The organism is Acetobacterium sp. MES1, assembly GCF_002237635.1.
In the GTDB taxonomy this organism is placed as follows: Bacteria; Bacillota; Clostridia; order Eubacteriales; family Eubacteriaceae; genus Acetobacterium; species Acetobacterium wieringae.
This window is the reverse complement of the sequence record NZ_MJUY01000002.1, coordinates 48,637-62,859: the sequence shown is the minus strand read 5'-3', so window position 1 is coordinate 62,859 and position 14,223 is coordinate 48,637. Positions and strand designations below refer to the sequence as shown.

Genomic DNA, 14,223 nt, shown 5'->3' with positions numbered 1-14,223 from the left:
ATTCGATTCCTGCCTTAAATATTTAATAACCATACCTATTCTAACACGACACAATAAAAAAGCAAGAATAATATCCATAAAAAAAACTTCTCAAGCATGGATAATCCGTTGAGAAGTTTTTCATTACGATTAGTTCATGTTCTTCTTTGATACTTCAACTAAGTCTTTAAAAGCATTACTGTCATTCATTGCCAGATCTGCTAAGATTTTACGGTCGATTTCAACACCTGCCTGTTTTAAACCAAACATGAATTTGCTGTAGCTTAAACCATGTATTCTGGCACCGGCATTGATTCGGGTGATCCATAATCTTCGGAAGTTTCGTTTCTTTTCTTTACGGCCAACATATGAAGATCTGAGTGCTCGCATAACGGCTTCATTCGCTGATCGATATAACTTACTTTTAGCACCATAATAGCCTTTTGCAAGTTTTAGTACTTTTTTATGTTTCTTTTTGGCATTAACGCCTTTTTTAATTCGCATTATCTATTTCCTCCTATCTTCAAATATTATCTTTTTACGATTTTGATCATTTTCATTACTACTTTAGCATCGCCAGGAGCTAAACCAGTTGCTTTTCTTAAATTTCTTTTTCGCTTGCTGCTCTTTTTGTTAAGAATATGACGTTTGAACGCTCTTGAACGTTTAATATAACCTGATTTTTTTATTTTAAAACGCTTTGCAGCACCACGGTGGGTTTTCATTTTTGGCATAACTATTTCCTCCTCCCTGTACAAGGTTTCATTTATAAAAAACTATATCTGAGAAACGAAAGTTTCACAATCAGATAGTCAATTAACAGTGTGAATTACTTATCTTTTTTGGGGGCTAAATACATAACCATGTTTCGGCCTTCAATTTTTGGTGCTTTTTCGACTACCGCCAGATCAGCAACCCGCTCAGCAAAATCCAGTAATACTTCTTTTCCCTGTTCGGTGTAAGCCATTTCACGGCCTCGGAAACGGATCGCCACCTTAACTCGACTGCCTTGCTCTAAAAACTTGATGCAATTTTTAATTTTAACATTAATATCATGCTCTTCAACTCGAACCGACATACGAATTTCTTTAATAACCACAGCTTTTTGATTTTTTTTGGCTTCTTTTAATCGTTGAATTTCTTCGTATCTAAACTTACCGTAGTCAAGAATCTTACAAACCGGCGGTTTTGCGTTTGGTGAAACTTTCACTAGATCCAAATTTTTTTCATCGGCTAATGCTTGAGCTTCTCTGGTATTCATGACACCAAGCATTTCTCCAGTTTCGTCAATTACACGGATTTCGCGATCACGGATCTCGTTATTAATTTCGTGTTGAACATCTTTGCTAATAGTAATATACCTCCATATAAAAAAATTGCAGGTAGAGTTACTCCACCTGCAAAAAAATACTTACGAACAATGATTATGCGTTCATTCATATTTACCTATTTCCCTGAGAAATGAGGTGAGAAGTGTGTGTTCCTCTACTTTGTTACTCAGCTATTATATGCTTATTCAGATCGATTGTCAAGTTTTTTTTATGAAAGTAAAGCCCGGTCGTTGGCAAACTCTTCGCCACTGACCTGGCCAAAGCGTTTTAGTAGATCTTCAACTGTGAGACTCTGTTTTTCTTCACCACTGATATCTAAAATTACGTGGCCTTCATGCATCATAATCAAGCGATTCCCATGCTCAATGGCGTGGCGCATATTATGGGTGACCATCAGGGTGGTCAGATTCCCTTCGTGGACAAAACGGTCACTGAGTTTTAGAACCTTATCAGCCGTTTTGGGATCCAATGCCGCTGTATGTTCATCCAGCAATAGCAGTTTAGGTTTTTTCAGAGTTGCCATCAGTAGGGTCAAGGCCTGCCGCTGTCCACCAGAGAGCAGACCAACCTTAGCATGAAGACGATTCTCAAGCCCCAGATCCAGATGGCTCAGGTACTCTTTATAAATTTCACGTTCCTTATTTCTGATGCCCCAGCTAAGTGACCGGGTCTTACCGCGACGGTAGGCCAGGGCAAGGTTTTCTTCAATCCCCATATTACCGGCAGTACCCATCATCGGATCCTGAAAAACCCGGCCGATAACGGCAGAGCGTTTATGTTCAGGCAGCTTGGTAACATCTTGTCCGTCTATCAGAATCGAACCCTTGTCAACACCAAAGACTCCCGCCACACAGTTAAGAAAAGTCGACTTGCCAGCACCGTTACCACCAATAACCGTGACAAAATCACCCTCGGCCAGGGATAGACTAAAATTGCGGAGGGCCACTTTTTCGTTGACCGTGCCAGCGTTAAATTTTTTTTCAATTTCATTGATTATTAGCATTTTAGAGATCGCCTCCATTCATCGATTTTTTAATGGGACGAAGATAGCTTTTAAAGACCGGCAGTGACAGCGCAATGGCCACAGTAATGGCGGTAAAGAGTTTTAAGTCGTTGGCTGGCATCCCCATTTTTAATACCAGGGCGATGATAATCCGATAGGTAATGGCACCAAGGACGAGTGAAATCAGGCAATTGAAAAAATTTCGGGTGCCAAAAATAACTTCGCCAATGATAACCGAGGCTAACCCGATAACAATGGAGCCAATCCCCATTTGGATGTCCGCAAAGCTCTGGCTCTGGGCTATTAACGAACCCGAAAGAGCAACCAGTCCATTACTGATCACCAGGCCCAGAATAATCATATTATTGGTATTAATACCCTGAGCTCTGGCCATTTGCGGATTGTTCCCGGTAGCCCGGATGGCGCAACCGATTTCGGTTCCAAAAAACCAGTATAAAAGACCAACAATTGCCATCACACTGATAAATCCAAAAAGCATGACTGCATTGGTTGGGCTTAATCCCAGGTTCTCAAGCGGAGTAAAAACGGTGTCAATCCGCAGCAGCGACAGGTTGGCTTTGCCCATAATCCGGAGATTAACCGAATAAAGTGCAATCATCGTTAAAATACCGGCCAGCAAGGCGGGTATTTTAAGTTTGGTATGCAAAATCCCCGTGACCAGTCCGGCCAGCATCCCGCCGACAAAGGCCAAACAGGTTGCGATGAACGGATTCATCCCGTTAAAAATTGAAAAAGCTGCGATCGCAGCTCCCATGGCAATACTGCCTTCGACTGTTAAATCAGCAATATCGAGTATTCGGTAGGTGATATAAACGCCAATCGTCATGATCGCCCAGAGCAGGCCCAGCGATATTGCACCTAATAGTATCTCAAACATTATTCTGCCTCACTTCTTATCTATTGATTATGTTGATTAATAATTTTAGCAAGCAGCAATGTACTCATTACTGCTTGCTAAATCGTTTCTATTTAAGTTACTTATTTTGCGGTAATCACGTATTGCTGAAGATCCGCAGGAATCGTTAAGCCAATTTCCTGTGCGACGGCACCATTAATGGCATATTCAAACTTTGTTGCTGATTCAATCGGCATGGTTGCCGGTTCAGCTTCACCCTTTAGAATTTTAACAGCCATTAAACCAGTCTGGTAACCTAGATCTGAGTAGGAAATTCCCAAGGTCGCCAGTCCACCGGATTCCACCATTCCGGCTTCACCACAAATGACTGGAGTTTTTGACTGTGAAGTAATGCTTTGAACCTGAGGCATAGCTGAGGCGAAAACATTGTCAGTCGGAATGTAGATGGCATCGCATTGGCTGACGATCGATTGAGTTGCCTGTTGCACGTCATTGGAGTTAGTAACCGTTACTTCGACATATTTCAGGCCAAGTTTTTCAATGGCTTCTTTGGCAATTTTTGCCTGGATGACTGAATTATCTTCACTGGATGTATACAGGACACCAACAGTTTTAGCGGTGGGTACCAGTTTTACCAGCAGATCAATTTGTTCTTTAATCGGATTCATGTCGGTGGTACCACTGACATTTCCACCGGGTGCTTCGTTTGAAGACACCAGACGAGCCGCTTCATAATCAGTGATGGCCGTTCCCAGAATCGGGATTTCAGTCGTTTTACCAGCGATGGCCTGAGCTGCCGGTGTGGCAATGGCCAGAACCATATCAACCTTGTTGCTGACAAAACGATCACTGATGGTTGACAGATTACTTTGATCGCCCTGGGCATTTTGAACATCCAGGGTGATCTTATCCCCATCCGTATAACCATTGTCAGCCAGGGCAGTCACAAAGCCTTCCCGGGCTGCATCAAGGGCTACGTGGTCAACGTATTGAACAATCCCGATGGTGGCACTCTTGCTGTCATTTTTTGTCGCCGTGCTTGAACAGCCAGCGCCTAATGCGACCACAGCAGCAACAGCCAGCACAGCCATTAATTTTTTACCGTGTTTTTTCATTTTCTTTTCCTCCATTTTCATTTTTATTCAATCAAACCTTTTCAGGCTGAATTGTTCGCTTTTTACACAAAAAAAATTCGTCTCTGTCTAACAGGGACGAACACAAATTCGCGGTACCACCTTGCCTTTGATGCGCATGCATCACACTCTGAAAGCAACCTAAAGTCACTTAACCACGGTAACGGTTGGTATCCGGCTCAGCCTATCGGGCAATGCCTTTCGGTGAGCAGCTCTCAGGATGTATTCATAACGACGTCTTGCTTCCTCGCACCTACCGAAAGCTCTCTGTAAAGATCATCCTGTTATTACTCGTTCCTGGTCATCACTTTATTGTTTTTTATTATATTGATATGGGTCGAATTTGTCAACCATTATTGCAAATTCGACCCATATTATTCCTGGATTAGTCTAAGGTTAATGACTTTGTTTTGATTTTTTCAATCAGCTTTTCTTTGAGATCCGCCAGACTGATCAGACCAGCATCCCCAGTATCCCGGATTCGCAGCGCCAGGTCACCACCTTCAGCTTCCTTGTCACCAACCACCAGCATATAAGGCACTTTTTGCATCTGTGCTTCCCGGATTCGGTAACCCAACTTTTCATCCCGGCCATCCACCGAGGCCCGAACGCCAATGGCGGTCAGTTGGTCAGCAATGCCTTTGGCAAAATCATGATGGGCATCAGCAACCGGAATAATCATTACCTGTACCGGCGCCAGCCAGAGCGGGAACTTCCCGGCAAAATGCTCAATCAGAATACCAAAGAACCGCTCGATACTGCCGAGAATGGTACGATGGACAATAACCGGACGGTGTTTTTCGCCGTCAGAGCCAATGTAGTTTAAATCAAAACGTTCCGGCATCTGAAAATCCAGCTGGATGGTACCACATTGCCAGGTTCGGCCGAGGCTGTCTTCCAGATGGAAGTCAATTTTAGGGCCATAGAAAGCCCCATCGCCAGGGTTTAAGCGATAGTTGATTTCTTTCTTTTCCAATGCGTTTCTTAAAGCATCGGTAGCGATTTCCCAGACTTCATCGGAACCAATGGCTTTTTCCGGCTTGGTTGATAATTCGACCTTATAGTTAAAACCAAACACCCGGTAAACATCATCAGCCAGATCAATCACCTTGATGACTTCGGCTTCGATTTGTTCGGGTGTCATAAAGATATGGGCATCATCCTGAGTAAAGTTTCGCACCCGCATCAAGCCATGAAGCGCCCCATGTAGTTCGTGGCGGTGAACCAGACCCAGTTCGGCCATCTTTAAGGGCAGATCCCGATAAGAATGGCCTTTGCGTTTATAGACCAGCATGCCGCCGGGGCAATTCATTGGTTTTACCGCATAGGAGGCGTCATCTATTTCAGTAAAATACATGTTTTCCTGATAATGATCCCAATGGCCGGAACGTTTCCACAGATCGGCATTTAAAATGATGGGCGTTTTAATTTCCTGATAGCCCCGCAACTGATGTTCCTGTCGCCAGAAATTCTCCAGTTCGTTGCGGATAATCATCCCCTTGGGGTGGAAAAATGGGAAGCCCGGGCCTTCTTCCTGAAGCGAGAAAAGATCCAGCTCTTTTCCCAACTTACGGTGATCCCGTTTTTTGGCTTCTTCCAACCGGGTTAAGTAGGCTTCCAGTTCACTTTTTTTAGGGAAGCTGATTCCATAGATCCGCTGTAGCATTTTATTTTTTTCATCTCCCCGCCAGTAGGCACCAGCCAGACTGAGCAGTTTAATGGCCTTAATCCCACTGAGGTTTTGAATATGGGGGCCAGCACACAGATCCGAGAATTCCCCCTGTGAATAGAAGCTGATAATGGCATCTTCCGGGAGGTTTTCGATCAGCTCGGCTTTGTAAATTTCGCCTTCAGCATTAACTTTAGCCAGCGCCTCATTACGGCTTAACTCGTAACGGTTGATTTCCAAGCCTTCCTTAACGATCTTGCCCATTTCCTTTTCAATTTTTTCCATGATTTCCGGGGTGATAATCACATCCACATCAATATCATAGTAAAAACCGTTCTCAATCGCCGGGCCAATGGCCAGTTTAGCTTGAGGATAAAGCCGTTTAACCGCCTGGGCCAGAAGATGGGAACCAGTATGCCAAAAGGCGTGCTTACCGCCCTCATCTTCAAATTTCAGCAGATTAAGGGTGGCGTCTTCATTAATGACCTGGCGGATATCAACAACCTCACCGTTTAGTTCTCCAGCCAGGGTATTTTTAGCTAATCCCGGACTAATATCATTGGCCACTTCAAGCACTGTAATTCCGGGTTCATAAGTCTTTATGGATCCGTCTTTTAACGTAATAGTAATCATTTTATTCTCCTTTGTTTTGGCGTTTATTTTGAGCATTCAGGGAATCTTAACGATCCGACTGATAAAACCATTTTAAATTAAAAAACAAAAAAGCCCCTTTGTCAAACAAAGGGACGTCTCAACGCGGTTCCACCCAATTTGATTCATTTTCATGAATCCACTTAAGTTCTGAATAACGGTCAGCACCGTAAAACCTTACTATATTGAAAGTACCCAAGGTAACATTTCAAATTATTTCAGGCTTCGACTCCAAGGTGGTTTTCAATTATCTGTTGTATAAGCAATTACAGCCAGGTTGCCTACTCTCTGAAACATCGGGATAACTTACTCGTCCTTATCAGCGTCTTTTTTTTATTTTTATTGTCTATCAGTATAACCTTTATCTAGCCGGGAATCAATACTTTTCAGAAAATTTAATATTTTATTCAACAACAATGTGCGATCCCGTTGCTGAAAAGACCACTAATCCCGTTTGCTCTGCTGTTGATAACGGCGCTCCGGAGAGGCTGCTAATAAAGGCTGCTGAAAAATATTGAAACTTGACCTGAGTATAAATCTTTTTAGGTGCCTGATCAATAAAATCAGACAGATATTTCTCAATATTCTGCGGCTCTTTTAAAAACTCAAAGATCCATTCTTTATCTGGAGTCTGATCACACATACCCATTGGCATTCTGAAATTTCCCTGGGTGAGCCAATCGTATCGAAGACACTCGCCAATCTGATCGACCTTTTTGTGATCCCTGAAAAATTCGTGCAAAATAGCAAAGAGTTGTTCCTTTGATTTGCCCACATCATAATAGCCCTGATCTTCCCAATGACAGGAAAACGCTTCAAAAAAATCAAAGGGCGTAAGAAAAATCTTGTCCGCAAAAATATAGTTCATGCTTTGTTTAAAGTCGCCACTATTGTAGTACCGATCGACTAATACTTCAATTTGACGTAATTGATAAAGCTCTTCCGCGCTAATATACTTATTTGAAATAATTTCATAGGGCGGAAAGCTGGCATACTGATACTGATGAATTAGCGCCTCGCTGCGAATCCGGGTACCTTTTAAACATTTAAGAAAGCCCACCTGCAGCATATCTGGGGCAAGAGCGATCACATGATTAAAGGATTCCTTGAAACTATCGTAGTTCTCAAAAGGTAAGCCGGCAATCAGATCCAGATGAATGTGGATATTCTGTGGCATTAGCAGTTTTTTTACATGGTCACCGGTTCGGGTCACACTGATTTTTCGGCCAATGGCAGCCAGGGTTTCCGGAGCCGTACTCTGGACGCCAATTTCAAATTGAATCAATCCCGACGGGGCCGTCTTAAGTAAATTAATCATCTCGTCATCAATCAAGTCGCCGGTCATTTCAAAGTGAAAATTTGTTGGCCCGCCACGCTTAATCAGATGGGCAAATATCCTTTTGGCCCGACCGACGTCGCAGTTAAAGGTGCGATCCACCAGTTTGACCTGCTTGACCCCCACCGCAATAAAGAAATCCAATTCTGCAAAGACCCGATCCAGTCCCAGCAAATTTAACCCTTGCTTAGCCGAAGACAAACAATAGGAACAACAAAACGGACAGCCCCGCATGGTTTCGTAGTAAATGATCTTATGCTTAAGGCTTGCCATATCCACATTACTATAAGGAAACACCAATTGACTTAGGGGTACCGCTTCAGTATCAGGATTTTCGACAACCTGCCCCGCTGAACTGCGATAACAAAGTCCCGGAATTTTTTTGAGGCCTTCGTGATAATTACCAGACTCCAGTAGCGCTTTTAGTTTGGCTTCCCCTTCGCCCTGTATAATCCGGTCACAAAAAAGATAAGCCTTTAGCAGCGCCACTCCATCAAAACTAACCTCGGGGCCGCCAAAAATAATCTCAACCTGGGGTTTCGCTTTTTTAATGACTTCTGCCAGCTTAACTACCATCTCCATATTCCAGATATAGCAGGAGAAACCAATTCGTCTGGTATTTTGATCCAGAAGCAACTTAACAATCCGATGAAAGGGATCATTAATTGACATTTCTACAATTTCGACATCAAAATTCGGCAGCTGCGCTTTTAAAGAACGCACCCCCAAATTCGTATGGATATATTTGGCATTAATAGCGACTAGGACAAGATCTTTCACGGTAACCTCCAGGTCTTCAGGGATTTAAGTCTGGGAATAAGTTAATAAAAAAATTCTTTGCTGCCGAGTTTTTACACCTCTTAATACTCTGCTTAGATGAATAGAAGCAGACAGTACCGTTTGCCCTGGATAGTAATTATCCAGCGTAAATGGCAGCAACGCTCACCGCAATTAAATAAATCAAACGATATTTGTTATACATTAAAGCGGAAAAAAGTTACGTCGCCATCTTTCATGACATACTCTTTACCTTCTACTCGGGTCACGCCACTTTCTTTGGCTTTTACTTCCGAACCGGCTTCAACCAGCTGATCGAAACTGGTGATTTCAGCTCGAATAAAACCCCGCTCAATATCGCTGTGTATTTTTCCGGCAGCCTGGGGTGCCTTCGTACCTTCGGTAACTGTCCAGGCCCGAATTTCCTGGGGGCCAGCGGTTAAAAAAGTAATCAGCCCCAGCAGTTTATAGCCAGAGCGAATAACCTGATCCAGGCCTGATTCGTCCAAACCCATATCAGATAAAAACTCCGTCTTTTCGACTTCGTCAAACTGGGCGATTTCTTCTTCAATTTTAGCCGATATTTTAATGATGTCTTTATGACTGCCGGAGTGGTTTTCCCGCACTGTTGCTTTTAAACGGGTTACCATATCATTATCTTCATGGAGATCATCTTCAGAAACGTTGGCGATATACAGTACCGGCTTGATGGAAATCAGCTGAATGGTTTGGATAAATTCCCATTCATCCGCAGAAAAATCCTCATCATTGGGCATTTTGCCACCTTCTAGGATTTCCCGCAGCCGCATCGCCACCTCAATATTTGCCTTTTCCTGAGGATTGGTCTTGGCCAACTTTTTATTTTTTTCTATCCGTCGATCCAGCATTTCAATGTCAGCAAAGATCAATTCCAGATTAATGGTTTCCAGATCATCAATGGGATCGATTTTTCCTTCCACATGCACCACGTTGTCATCTTCAAAACAACGAACCACATGGACTATGGCATCAACTTCCCGAATATGTGAAAGAAACTTGTTGCCCAGCCCTTCCCCCTTGCTGGCGCCTCGTACCAGACCAGCAATATCCACAAATTCGATGGTGGTGGGAATAACCTTTTTAGAACTGTACATTTTTTCCAAAATCGCCAGACGGGGGTCCGGTACAGTGACAACCCCGATATTGGGATCAATCGTACAAAATGGATAATTAGCAGACTCTGCTCCGGCCTTGGTTAATGCATTAAATATGGTGCTTTTCCCAACATTGGGTAAGCCAACGATTCCTATCTTCATTATTACCTCTTTCTTATTTTCGTCTAAAACATTTCTCCTGACATTTAAAAAGGTGGGTTTTCCCGTTCCCTTGGAACAAGAAATACCACCATTTCAAATTTGGTCAGCGCTTTTTTGTAAACAGACGTCTATCGATTGACAACAGTGTTTTTCCATAATTTTTCGAGATTATAAAACTCCCGTTCTTCAGCATGGAAGATATGGACAATCACATCGTAGTAGTCCAGCAAAATCCAGCGGGCTTCACGTAAACCTTCAACCCCTTTAGGAAAGATCTCCAGTTTTTGGGCCTCATACTCAATATTTTCGGCGATCGCCTTGACCTGTCGCTCAGAGCTACCACTGGCAATAACAAAATAGTTAGCAATGGAGGTCATCTCCGTAACATCGATGACTTCAATATCATCGCCATTTTTTGCTTCAATCCACTCTTTAATCTTTTGTGCAAATTCATCTGGATTAATAATGATCACTCACTTTCTTTTTTTAATTTCTTGATTACTTTTTTTTATAGATTTCTGGTTTTAATCAGCAAATCATTTCGTGCTTCAAGGGTATGCTTATGAAGCAGCGCACCAATTTTTACGACATGGCAGATACAATTGGATAATGCCAGTATAACAGCCTGATCAAGATCTGTTTTTGCTGCCGCTCGAATGGCCTCAACCCCAGGAAAAGATCGGTCTTTTTCGATATAATCAGCCAAATAAACAATCTTGTCCAGGGTGCTCATTTTCTTACACCCGGTGGTGTGATAACACACCGCATGTTGAATCGCCACATCGGTGATTCCATAGCGTTCTTCAACCAATACCGCACCCACCGGGCCATGAAGTAATTGGGGATCATGGCGACTGACCCGGTCGACTTTAATCTGATGCTTTTTGGCATAGCCGAGAAGCTTTTCGTCCGGCATATTTTTGGCACAGTCATGCAGTAGTGCCGCCAGTCTGGCCTGATTAAGGTCAACCCCAAAACGACTCGCCAGTTGTTCAGCCGCCGCAACCACGTTAATCGTATGGCGAAAGCGTTTTGGACTCAGCTTATTTTCAAGATCTGTAGTGATCTCAGTCCAGTTCATGTTGATCCCCATGTGTCCCATTCGGCAAATAGAGGCCCTGGTCGTGGATATAGGCTTCCACCGGATCGGGTAAGAGGTACCGGATGGAATAACCATTCTTAATCCGGGAGCGGATATCGGAAGAGGCGATGTCCATTTCCGTGGCGTAAAGCTTAAATATCGATGCCCCATAAATCTCCTGAAGTTCTTTGATCCGCATATCCAGGCGATCATGGCTATAGCCCGGGCGGAAGGTGGTAATGAACTTTACCGACTTAAGTAGCTCCGGCGCACCCTTCCACAAGGTAATCTCAAACATTAAATCGGCCCCGGCAATAAAATAAAAATCACAGTCCGGGTATATTTCTTTAATGCTATTAATCGTGTCAATGGTATAGGTGATGCCACTCTGGTCGATTTCATGGGTTAATATCTCAAAACGATCGTTGCCGGCAATGGCCAGTTCCACCATTTTTAACCGGTGTTCTCTGGCAATTTCATCTTGCGATAATTTAAATGGGTTATTCCCAGTGGGAATAAACAAAACCTTATCCAACTCATATTGATCCCGAGCCGACTCTGCCAACAGCAGATGACCCGTATGGATGGGATTAAAACTTCCTCCCAGAAGACCGATTTTTTTCTTCATCTCAAACCTTTACTTTTTATGAATTAGTGAATTTTCGTGATGGGCTTAATGATTTTTTCTTAACCCGTTTGATGGGTTTTGCATTTTTAGTGGGAACCTCAATTTTCGTTTTTAATAAATTCTTTTTATAAAGAATAAATTTGTTACCGATGGTGCAGACAATCTCCGCTTTGGTGGCAGCGGCCAATTCCCGGGCGACGTCACCAACTTCTTCCATGGAGTTATTCTGAACCTTTCCCTTGATTAACTCCCGGGCAATGATGGCATCTCTAGTCTGCACAATAACTTGCTCGGTAACGCCTTCCTTGCCAACGAAAATGATATCAGGGATATCCATGGCCAGCTTTCTTAAATAACTTCTTTGTTTACTTGTTAACATTTTTTCTCAACTTTCTACGACGCTATTATAGCATATTATTATGGGCAAAATCTATTTAAAATACTCAAATTCGATGTCTTCCAACTGAACGACATCCTCATCCTGAATGCCCATTTTTTCCAACTCTGCAAATACGCCTTTATCTTTTAGCACCCGCTGGAAGAAACCAACTGAATCCAAATCTTCAAAGTTAACGGATGTAATCAGTCGCTCCAGGAAATCGCCTTTAACAATATATAAATGATCACGTTTTTCAACAGTAAATTGTTTTTCCATAAAGTCAGGGGTATAAACGGATTCAGTCTCTGGTTCAATGTCAAAAATCGGTTCAACCTCACCGATTTCATCCAGCAAGGTTATCGTTCGGCTAAGCAGTTCGTTAAGCCCCTGGCCGGTTACTGCTGAAATTACAAAAACCTCGTAACCGAGTTTTTCGAGTTCGGCTTTGAGTTCAGCTGTTTCGCCAGCATCAGCGAGAAGATCAACCTTGTTCAAAGCGACAATCTGCACCCTCTGGGCTAGTTTTTCATTATACTTTTCCAACTCTAAATTAATCGCTTTAAAATCTTCCAGGGGATCCCGGCCTTCACTGCCAGCTGCGTCCAACAGATGGATCAGCAGCTTGGTTCGTTCCACATGACGGAGGAACTGGTCACCCAGTCCGGTTCCTTCATGAGCGCCCTCGATCAAACCGGGAATATCGGCAATCACAAAGGGATCAAAATTTCGCCATTCAACCACCCCCAGATTAGGGACAATGGTGGTAAAATGGTAATTGGCAATTTTGGGTTTGGCTTTGGTGATTACCGAGAGCAGTGTTGATTTCCCAACATTGGGAAATCCAATCAGACCCACATCAGCCAGCAGTTTCAGCTCAAGAATAACAGTTCGTTCCTGACCTTTTACTCCACCCTGAGCAAAACGAGGTGCCTGTCTGGTAGCTGTTGCAAAATTCATATTTCCACGACCACCCCGGCCGCCTTCTGCTACCCGGTATTTTTGTCCGTGTTCGGAAAGGTCGCAGATAATCCGTCCGGTATCCTTATCTTTAACAATCGTTCCAACCGGAACCTTAATGATCAGGTCTTCTCCGGTTTTACCGGTGGAGCGGCCGCCGGTGCCGTTTTCACCATTTTCTGCCTTGTGTTTTCTTTTATATTTAAATTCCATCAGGGTTCGAAAACCATTATCGGCCATAAACACAATATTGCCGCCATGACCTCCGTTCCCGCCATCGGGACCGCCGTTGGGGACATATTTTTCGCGCCGGAAACTCATTCCGCCATGTCCACCATTACCAGCCTTCAGAATAATCTCTGCTTTATCTACAAACATTGCTACCTCGCTTTTTTAGGGTACTTACCCGAACAACATAAAAATAAAACCTCTTATCTTGTCAAAACGAGCATAAGAGGTTTTATGGCTGTATTATTTTGTCACTGAGAAACTAGATGGCTTCCCGAGGATAAATACTTACTTGTTTTTTATCTCTGCCTTTTCGTTCAAAACGGACAATTCCATCTTCTAAAGCGAATAATGTATCATCGCCGCCTTTTCCAACGTTAGTACCAGGGTGAATCTTGGTTCCTCTTTGACGAACTAGAATATTTCCTGCCAGTACGAATTGACCATCGCCTCTTTTTACGCCAAGACGTTTCGATTCGCTGTCTCGACCATTTCTTGAACTACCAACCCCTTTTTTATGGGCAAATAGTTGAAGGTTCATTTTTAACATGTTGTTCACCTCCTATTTATATACTTCTTCAAACTGGATATAATCTCCATAAGCTTCCTTAATCCCCCGGATTCCCAGAAGATAAGTCGAAATAAGTGTTTCTGTTTTTGATTTCGTTGGTTCATCATTGATTTCGGGAATGATAAAACGGATATAGCCCTCTTCGATCACTTCGCCAAGATCTTTTCGCCCAACAATTTCGGTAAGTCCGTTTAAAATGCTGATGGTTAAAACCGAAACAGCCGCACAAACGATATCCTCGCCATGATCGGCAAAACCGGCATGACCAGACACAATTATTTCACTTGCTTTATTATGCTTACCACAAATCTTTACTGAAATCATAAAT

At 43.0% G+C, this 14,223-nt stretch carries 16 protein-coding genes and 2 other annotated features; all 16 genes read right to left on the bottom strand.

The annotated features are described in order from the left end of the window. Positions 1-129: 129 nt before the first annotated feature. The 16 genes from rplT to BI182_RS00230 all read right to left on the bottom strand — a co-directional run bounded on the left by rplT (position 130) and on the right by BI182_RS00230 (position 14,219). Positions 130-483, bottom strand: a complete 354-nt coding sequence (gene rplT, locus BI182_RS00305; protein WP_410171668.1) for a 50S ribosomal protein L20 — start codon at positions 481-483, stop codon at positions 130-132. A gap of 26 nt (positions 484-509) precedes the next feature. Next, positions 510-713 carry a 50S ribosomal protein L35 gene (gene rpmI, locus BI182_RS00300; RefSeq protein WP_070371431.1) on the bottom strand — a complete coding sequence of 68 codons (204 nt, stop codon included), beginning with the start codon at positions 711-713 and terminating at the stop codon, positions 510-512. 95 nt (positions 714-808) lie between these two features. Then, positions 809-1,348, bottom strand: a complete 540-nt coding sequence (infC, locus tag BI182_RS00295; RefSeq protein ID WP_175440945.1) for a translation initiation factor IF-3 — start codon at positions 1,346-1,348, stop codon at positions 809-811. A 170-nt stretch (positions 1,349-1,518) separates the two neighbouring features. Continuing rightward, positions 1,519-2,313: an ABC transporter ATP-binding protein gene (locus BI182_RS00290; protein WP_286804732.1), complete on the bottom strand. Its 795-nt coding sequence runs from the start codon at positions 2,311-2,313 to the stop codon at positions 1,519-1,521. A gap of 1 nt (position 2,314) precedes the next feature. After that, positions 2,315-3,211 carry an ABC transporter permease gene (locus BI182_RS00285; protein WP_070371434.1) on the bottom strand — a complete coding sequence of 299 codons (897 nt, stop codon included), beginning with the start codon at positions 3,209-3,211 and terminating at the stop codon, positions 2,315-2,317. A 101-nt stretch (positions 3,212-3,312) separates the two neighbouring features. After that, positions 3,313-4,305 (bottom strand): ABC transporter substrate-binding protein, encoded by a 993-nt coding sequence (locus BI182_RS00280; RefSeq protein ID WP_187389306.1) that lies wholly within the window; start codon positions 4,303-4,305, stop codon positions 3,313-3,315. Between the two features lie 89 nt (positions 4,306-4,394). Further along, positions 4,395-4,637: a binding site (T-box leader), on the bottom strand. A gap of 71 nt (positions 4,638-4,708) precedes the next feature. After that, on the bottom strand, positions 4,709-6,625 hold the full coding sequence (gene thrS / locus BI182_RS00275; RefSeq protein ID WP_070371436.1) for a threonine--tRNA ligase: 1,917 nt from the start codon (positions 6,623-6,625) through the stop codon (positions 4,709-4,711). Between the two features lie 106 nt (positions 6,626-6,731). Beyond that, positions 6,732-6,975, bottom strand: a binding site (T-box leader). 71 nt (positions 6,976-7,046) lie between these two features. After that, positions 7,047-8,759, bottom strand: coding sequence for a B12-binding domain-containing radical SAM protein (locus tag BI182_RS00270; RefSeq protein WP_228879863.1), 1,713 nt, complete (start codon positions 8,757-8,759; stop codon positions 7,047-7,049). A 194-nt stretch (positions 8,760-8,953) separates the two neighbouring features. Then, positions 8,954-10,051, bottom strand: coding sequence for a redox-regulated ATPase YchF (ychF, locus tag BI182_RS00265; RefSeq protein ID WP_286804726.1), 1,098 nt, complete (start codon positions 10,049-10,051; stop codon positions 8,954-8,956). A 128-nt stretch (positions 10,052-10,179) separates the two neighbouring features. Then, entirely contained in the window at positions 10,180-10,524 is a 345-nt protein-coding gene (rsfS, locus tag BI182_RS00260; RefSeq protein WP_084633633.1) for a ribosome silencing factor, read from the bottom strand. Positions 10,525-10,559: 35 nt separating this feature from the next. Continuing rightward, positions 10,560-11,132 carry a bis(5'-nucleosyl)-tetraphosphatase (symmetrical) YqeK gene (yqeK, locus tag BI182_RS00255; protein WP_070371439.1) on the bottom strand — a complete coding sequence of 191 codons (573 nt, stop codon included), beginning with the start codon at positions 11,130-11,132 and terminating at the stop codon, positions 10,560-10,562. Beyond that, a complete protein-coding gene (gene nadD / locus BI182_RS00250; protein WP_286804723.1) occupies positions 11,119-11,760 on the bottom strand; it encodes a nicotinate-nucleotide adenylyltransferase in 642 nt (213 codons plus the stop codon). Before nadD ends, yqeK begins: the two co-directional genes overlap by 14 nt. A gap of 16 nt (positions 11,761-11,776) precedes the next feature. Further along, positions 11,777-12,139 carry a YhbY family RNA-binding protein gene (locus tag BI182_RS00245; RefSeq protein ID WP_070371441.1) on the bottom strand — a complete coding sequence of 121 codons (363 nt, stop codon included), beginning with the start codon at positions 12,137-12,139 and terminating at the stop codon, positions 11,777-11,779. A gap of 51 nt (positions 12,140-12,190) precedes the next feature. Next, a complete protein-coding gene (gene obgE / locus BI182_RS00240) occupies positions 12,191-13,474 on the bottom strand; it encodes a GTPase ObgE (RefSeq protein WP_070371442.1) in 1,284 nt (427 codons plus the stop codon). A 112-nt stretch (positions 13,475-13,586) separates the two neighbouring features. Then, a complete protein-coding gene (gene rpmA / locus BI182_RS00235) occupies positions 13,587-13,874 on the bottom strand; it encodes a 50S ribosomal protein L27 (protein ID WP_070371443.1) in 288 nt (95 codons plus the stop codon). Positions 13,875-13,886: 12 nt separating this feature from the next. Further along, positions 13,887-14,219 (bottom strand): ribosomal-processing cysteine protease Prp, encoded by a 333-nt coding sequence (locus BI182_RS00230; protein WP_286804718.1) that lies wholly within the window; start codon positions 14,217-14,219, stop codon positions 13,887-13,889. Positions 14,220-14,223: the final 4 nt, after the last annotated feature.

Excerpts from the sequence above, each read along its gene's own strand:
- BI182_RS00280 (WP_187389306.1), bottom strand. The coding sequence starts at position 4,305 with ATGAAAAAACACGGTAAAAAATTAATGGCTGTGCTGGCTGTTGCTGCT.
- BI182_RS00285 (WP_070371434.1), bottom strand. The coding sequence starts at position 3,211 with ATGTTTGAGATACTATTAGGTGCAATATCGCTGGGCCTGCTCTGGGCG.
- BI182_RS00230 (WP_286804718.1), bottom strand. The coding sequence starts at position 14,219 with ATGATTTCAGTAAAGATTTGTGGTAAGCATAATAAAGCAAGTGAAATA.
- rpmI (WP_070371431.1), bottom strand. The coding sequence starts at position 713 with ATGCCAAAAATGAAAACCCACCGTGGTGCTGCAAAGCGTTTTAAAATA.
- rpmA (WP_070371443.1), bottom strand. The coding sequence starts at position 13,874 with ATGTTAAAAATGAACCTTCAACTATTTGCCCATAAAAAAGGGGTTGGT.
- BI182_RS00290 (WP_286804732.1), bottom strand. The coding sequence starts at position 2,313 with ATGCTAATAATCAATGAAATTGAAAAAAAATTTAACGCTGGCACGGTC.
- thrS (WP_070371436.1), bottom strand. The coding sequence starts at position 6,625 with ATGATTACTATTACGTTAAAAGACGGATCCATAAAGACTTATGAACCC.
- rplT (WP_410171668.1), bottom strand. The coding sequence starts at position 483 with ATGCGAATTAAAAAAGGCGTTAATGCCAAAAAGAAACATAAAAAAGTA.
- nadD (WP_286804723.1), bottom strand. The coding sequence starts at position 11,760 with ATGAAGAAAAAAATCGGTCTTCTGGGAGGAAGTTTTAATCCCATCCAT.
- ychF (WP_286804726.1), bottom strand. The coding sequence starts at position 10,051 with ATGAAGATAGGAATCGTTGGCTTACCCAATGTTGGGAAAAGCACCATA.
- yqeK (WP_070371439.1), bottom strand. The coding sequence starts at position 11,132 with ATGAACTGGACTGAGATCACTACAGATCTTGAAAATAAGCTGAGTCCA.
- BI182_RS00245 (WP_070371441.1), bottom strand. The coding sequence starts at position 12,139 with ATGTTAACAAGTAAACAAAGAAGTTATTTAAGAAAGCTGGCCATGGAT.
- obgE (WP_070371442.1), bottom strand. The coding sequence starts at position 13,474 with ATGTTTGTAGATAAAGCAGAGATTATTCTGAAGGCTGGTAATGGTGGA.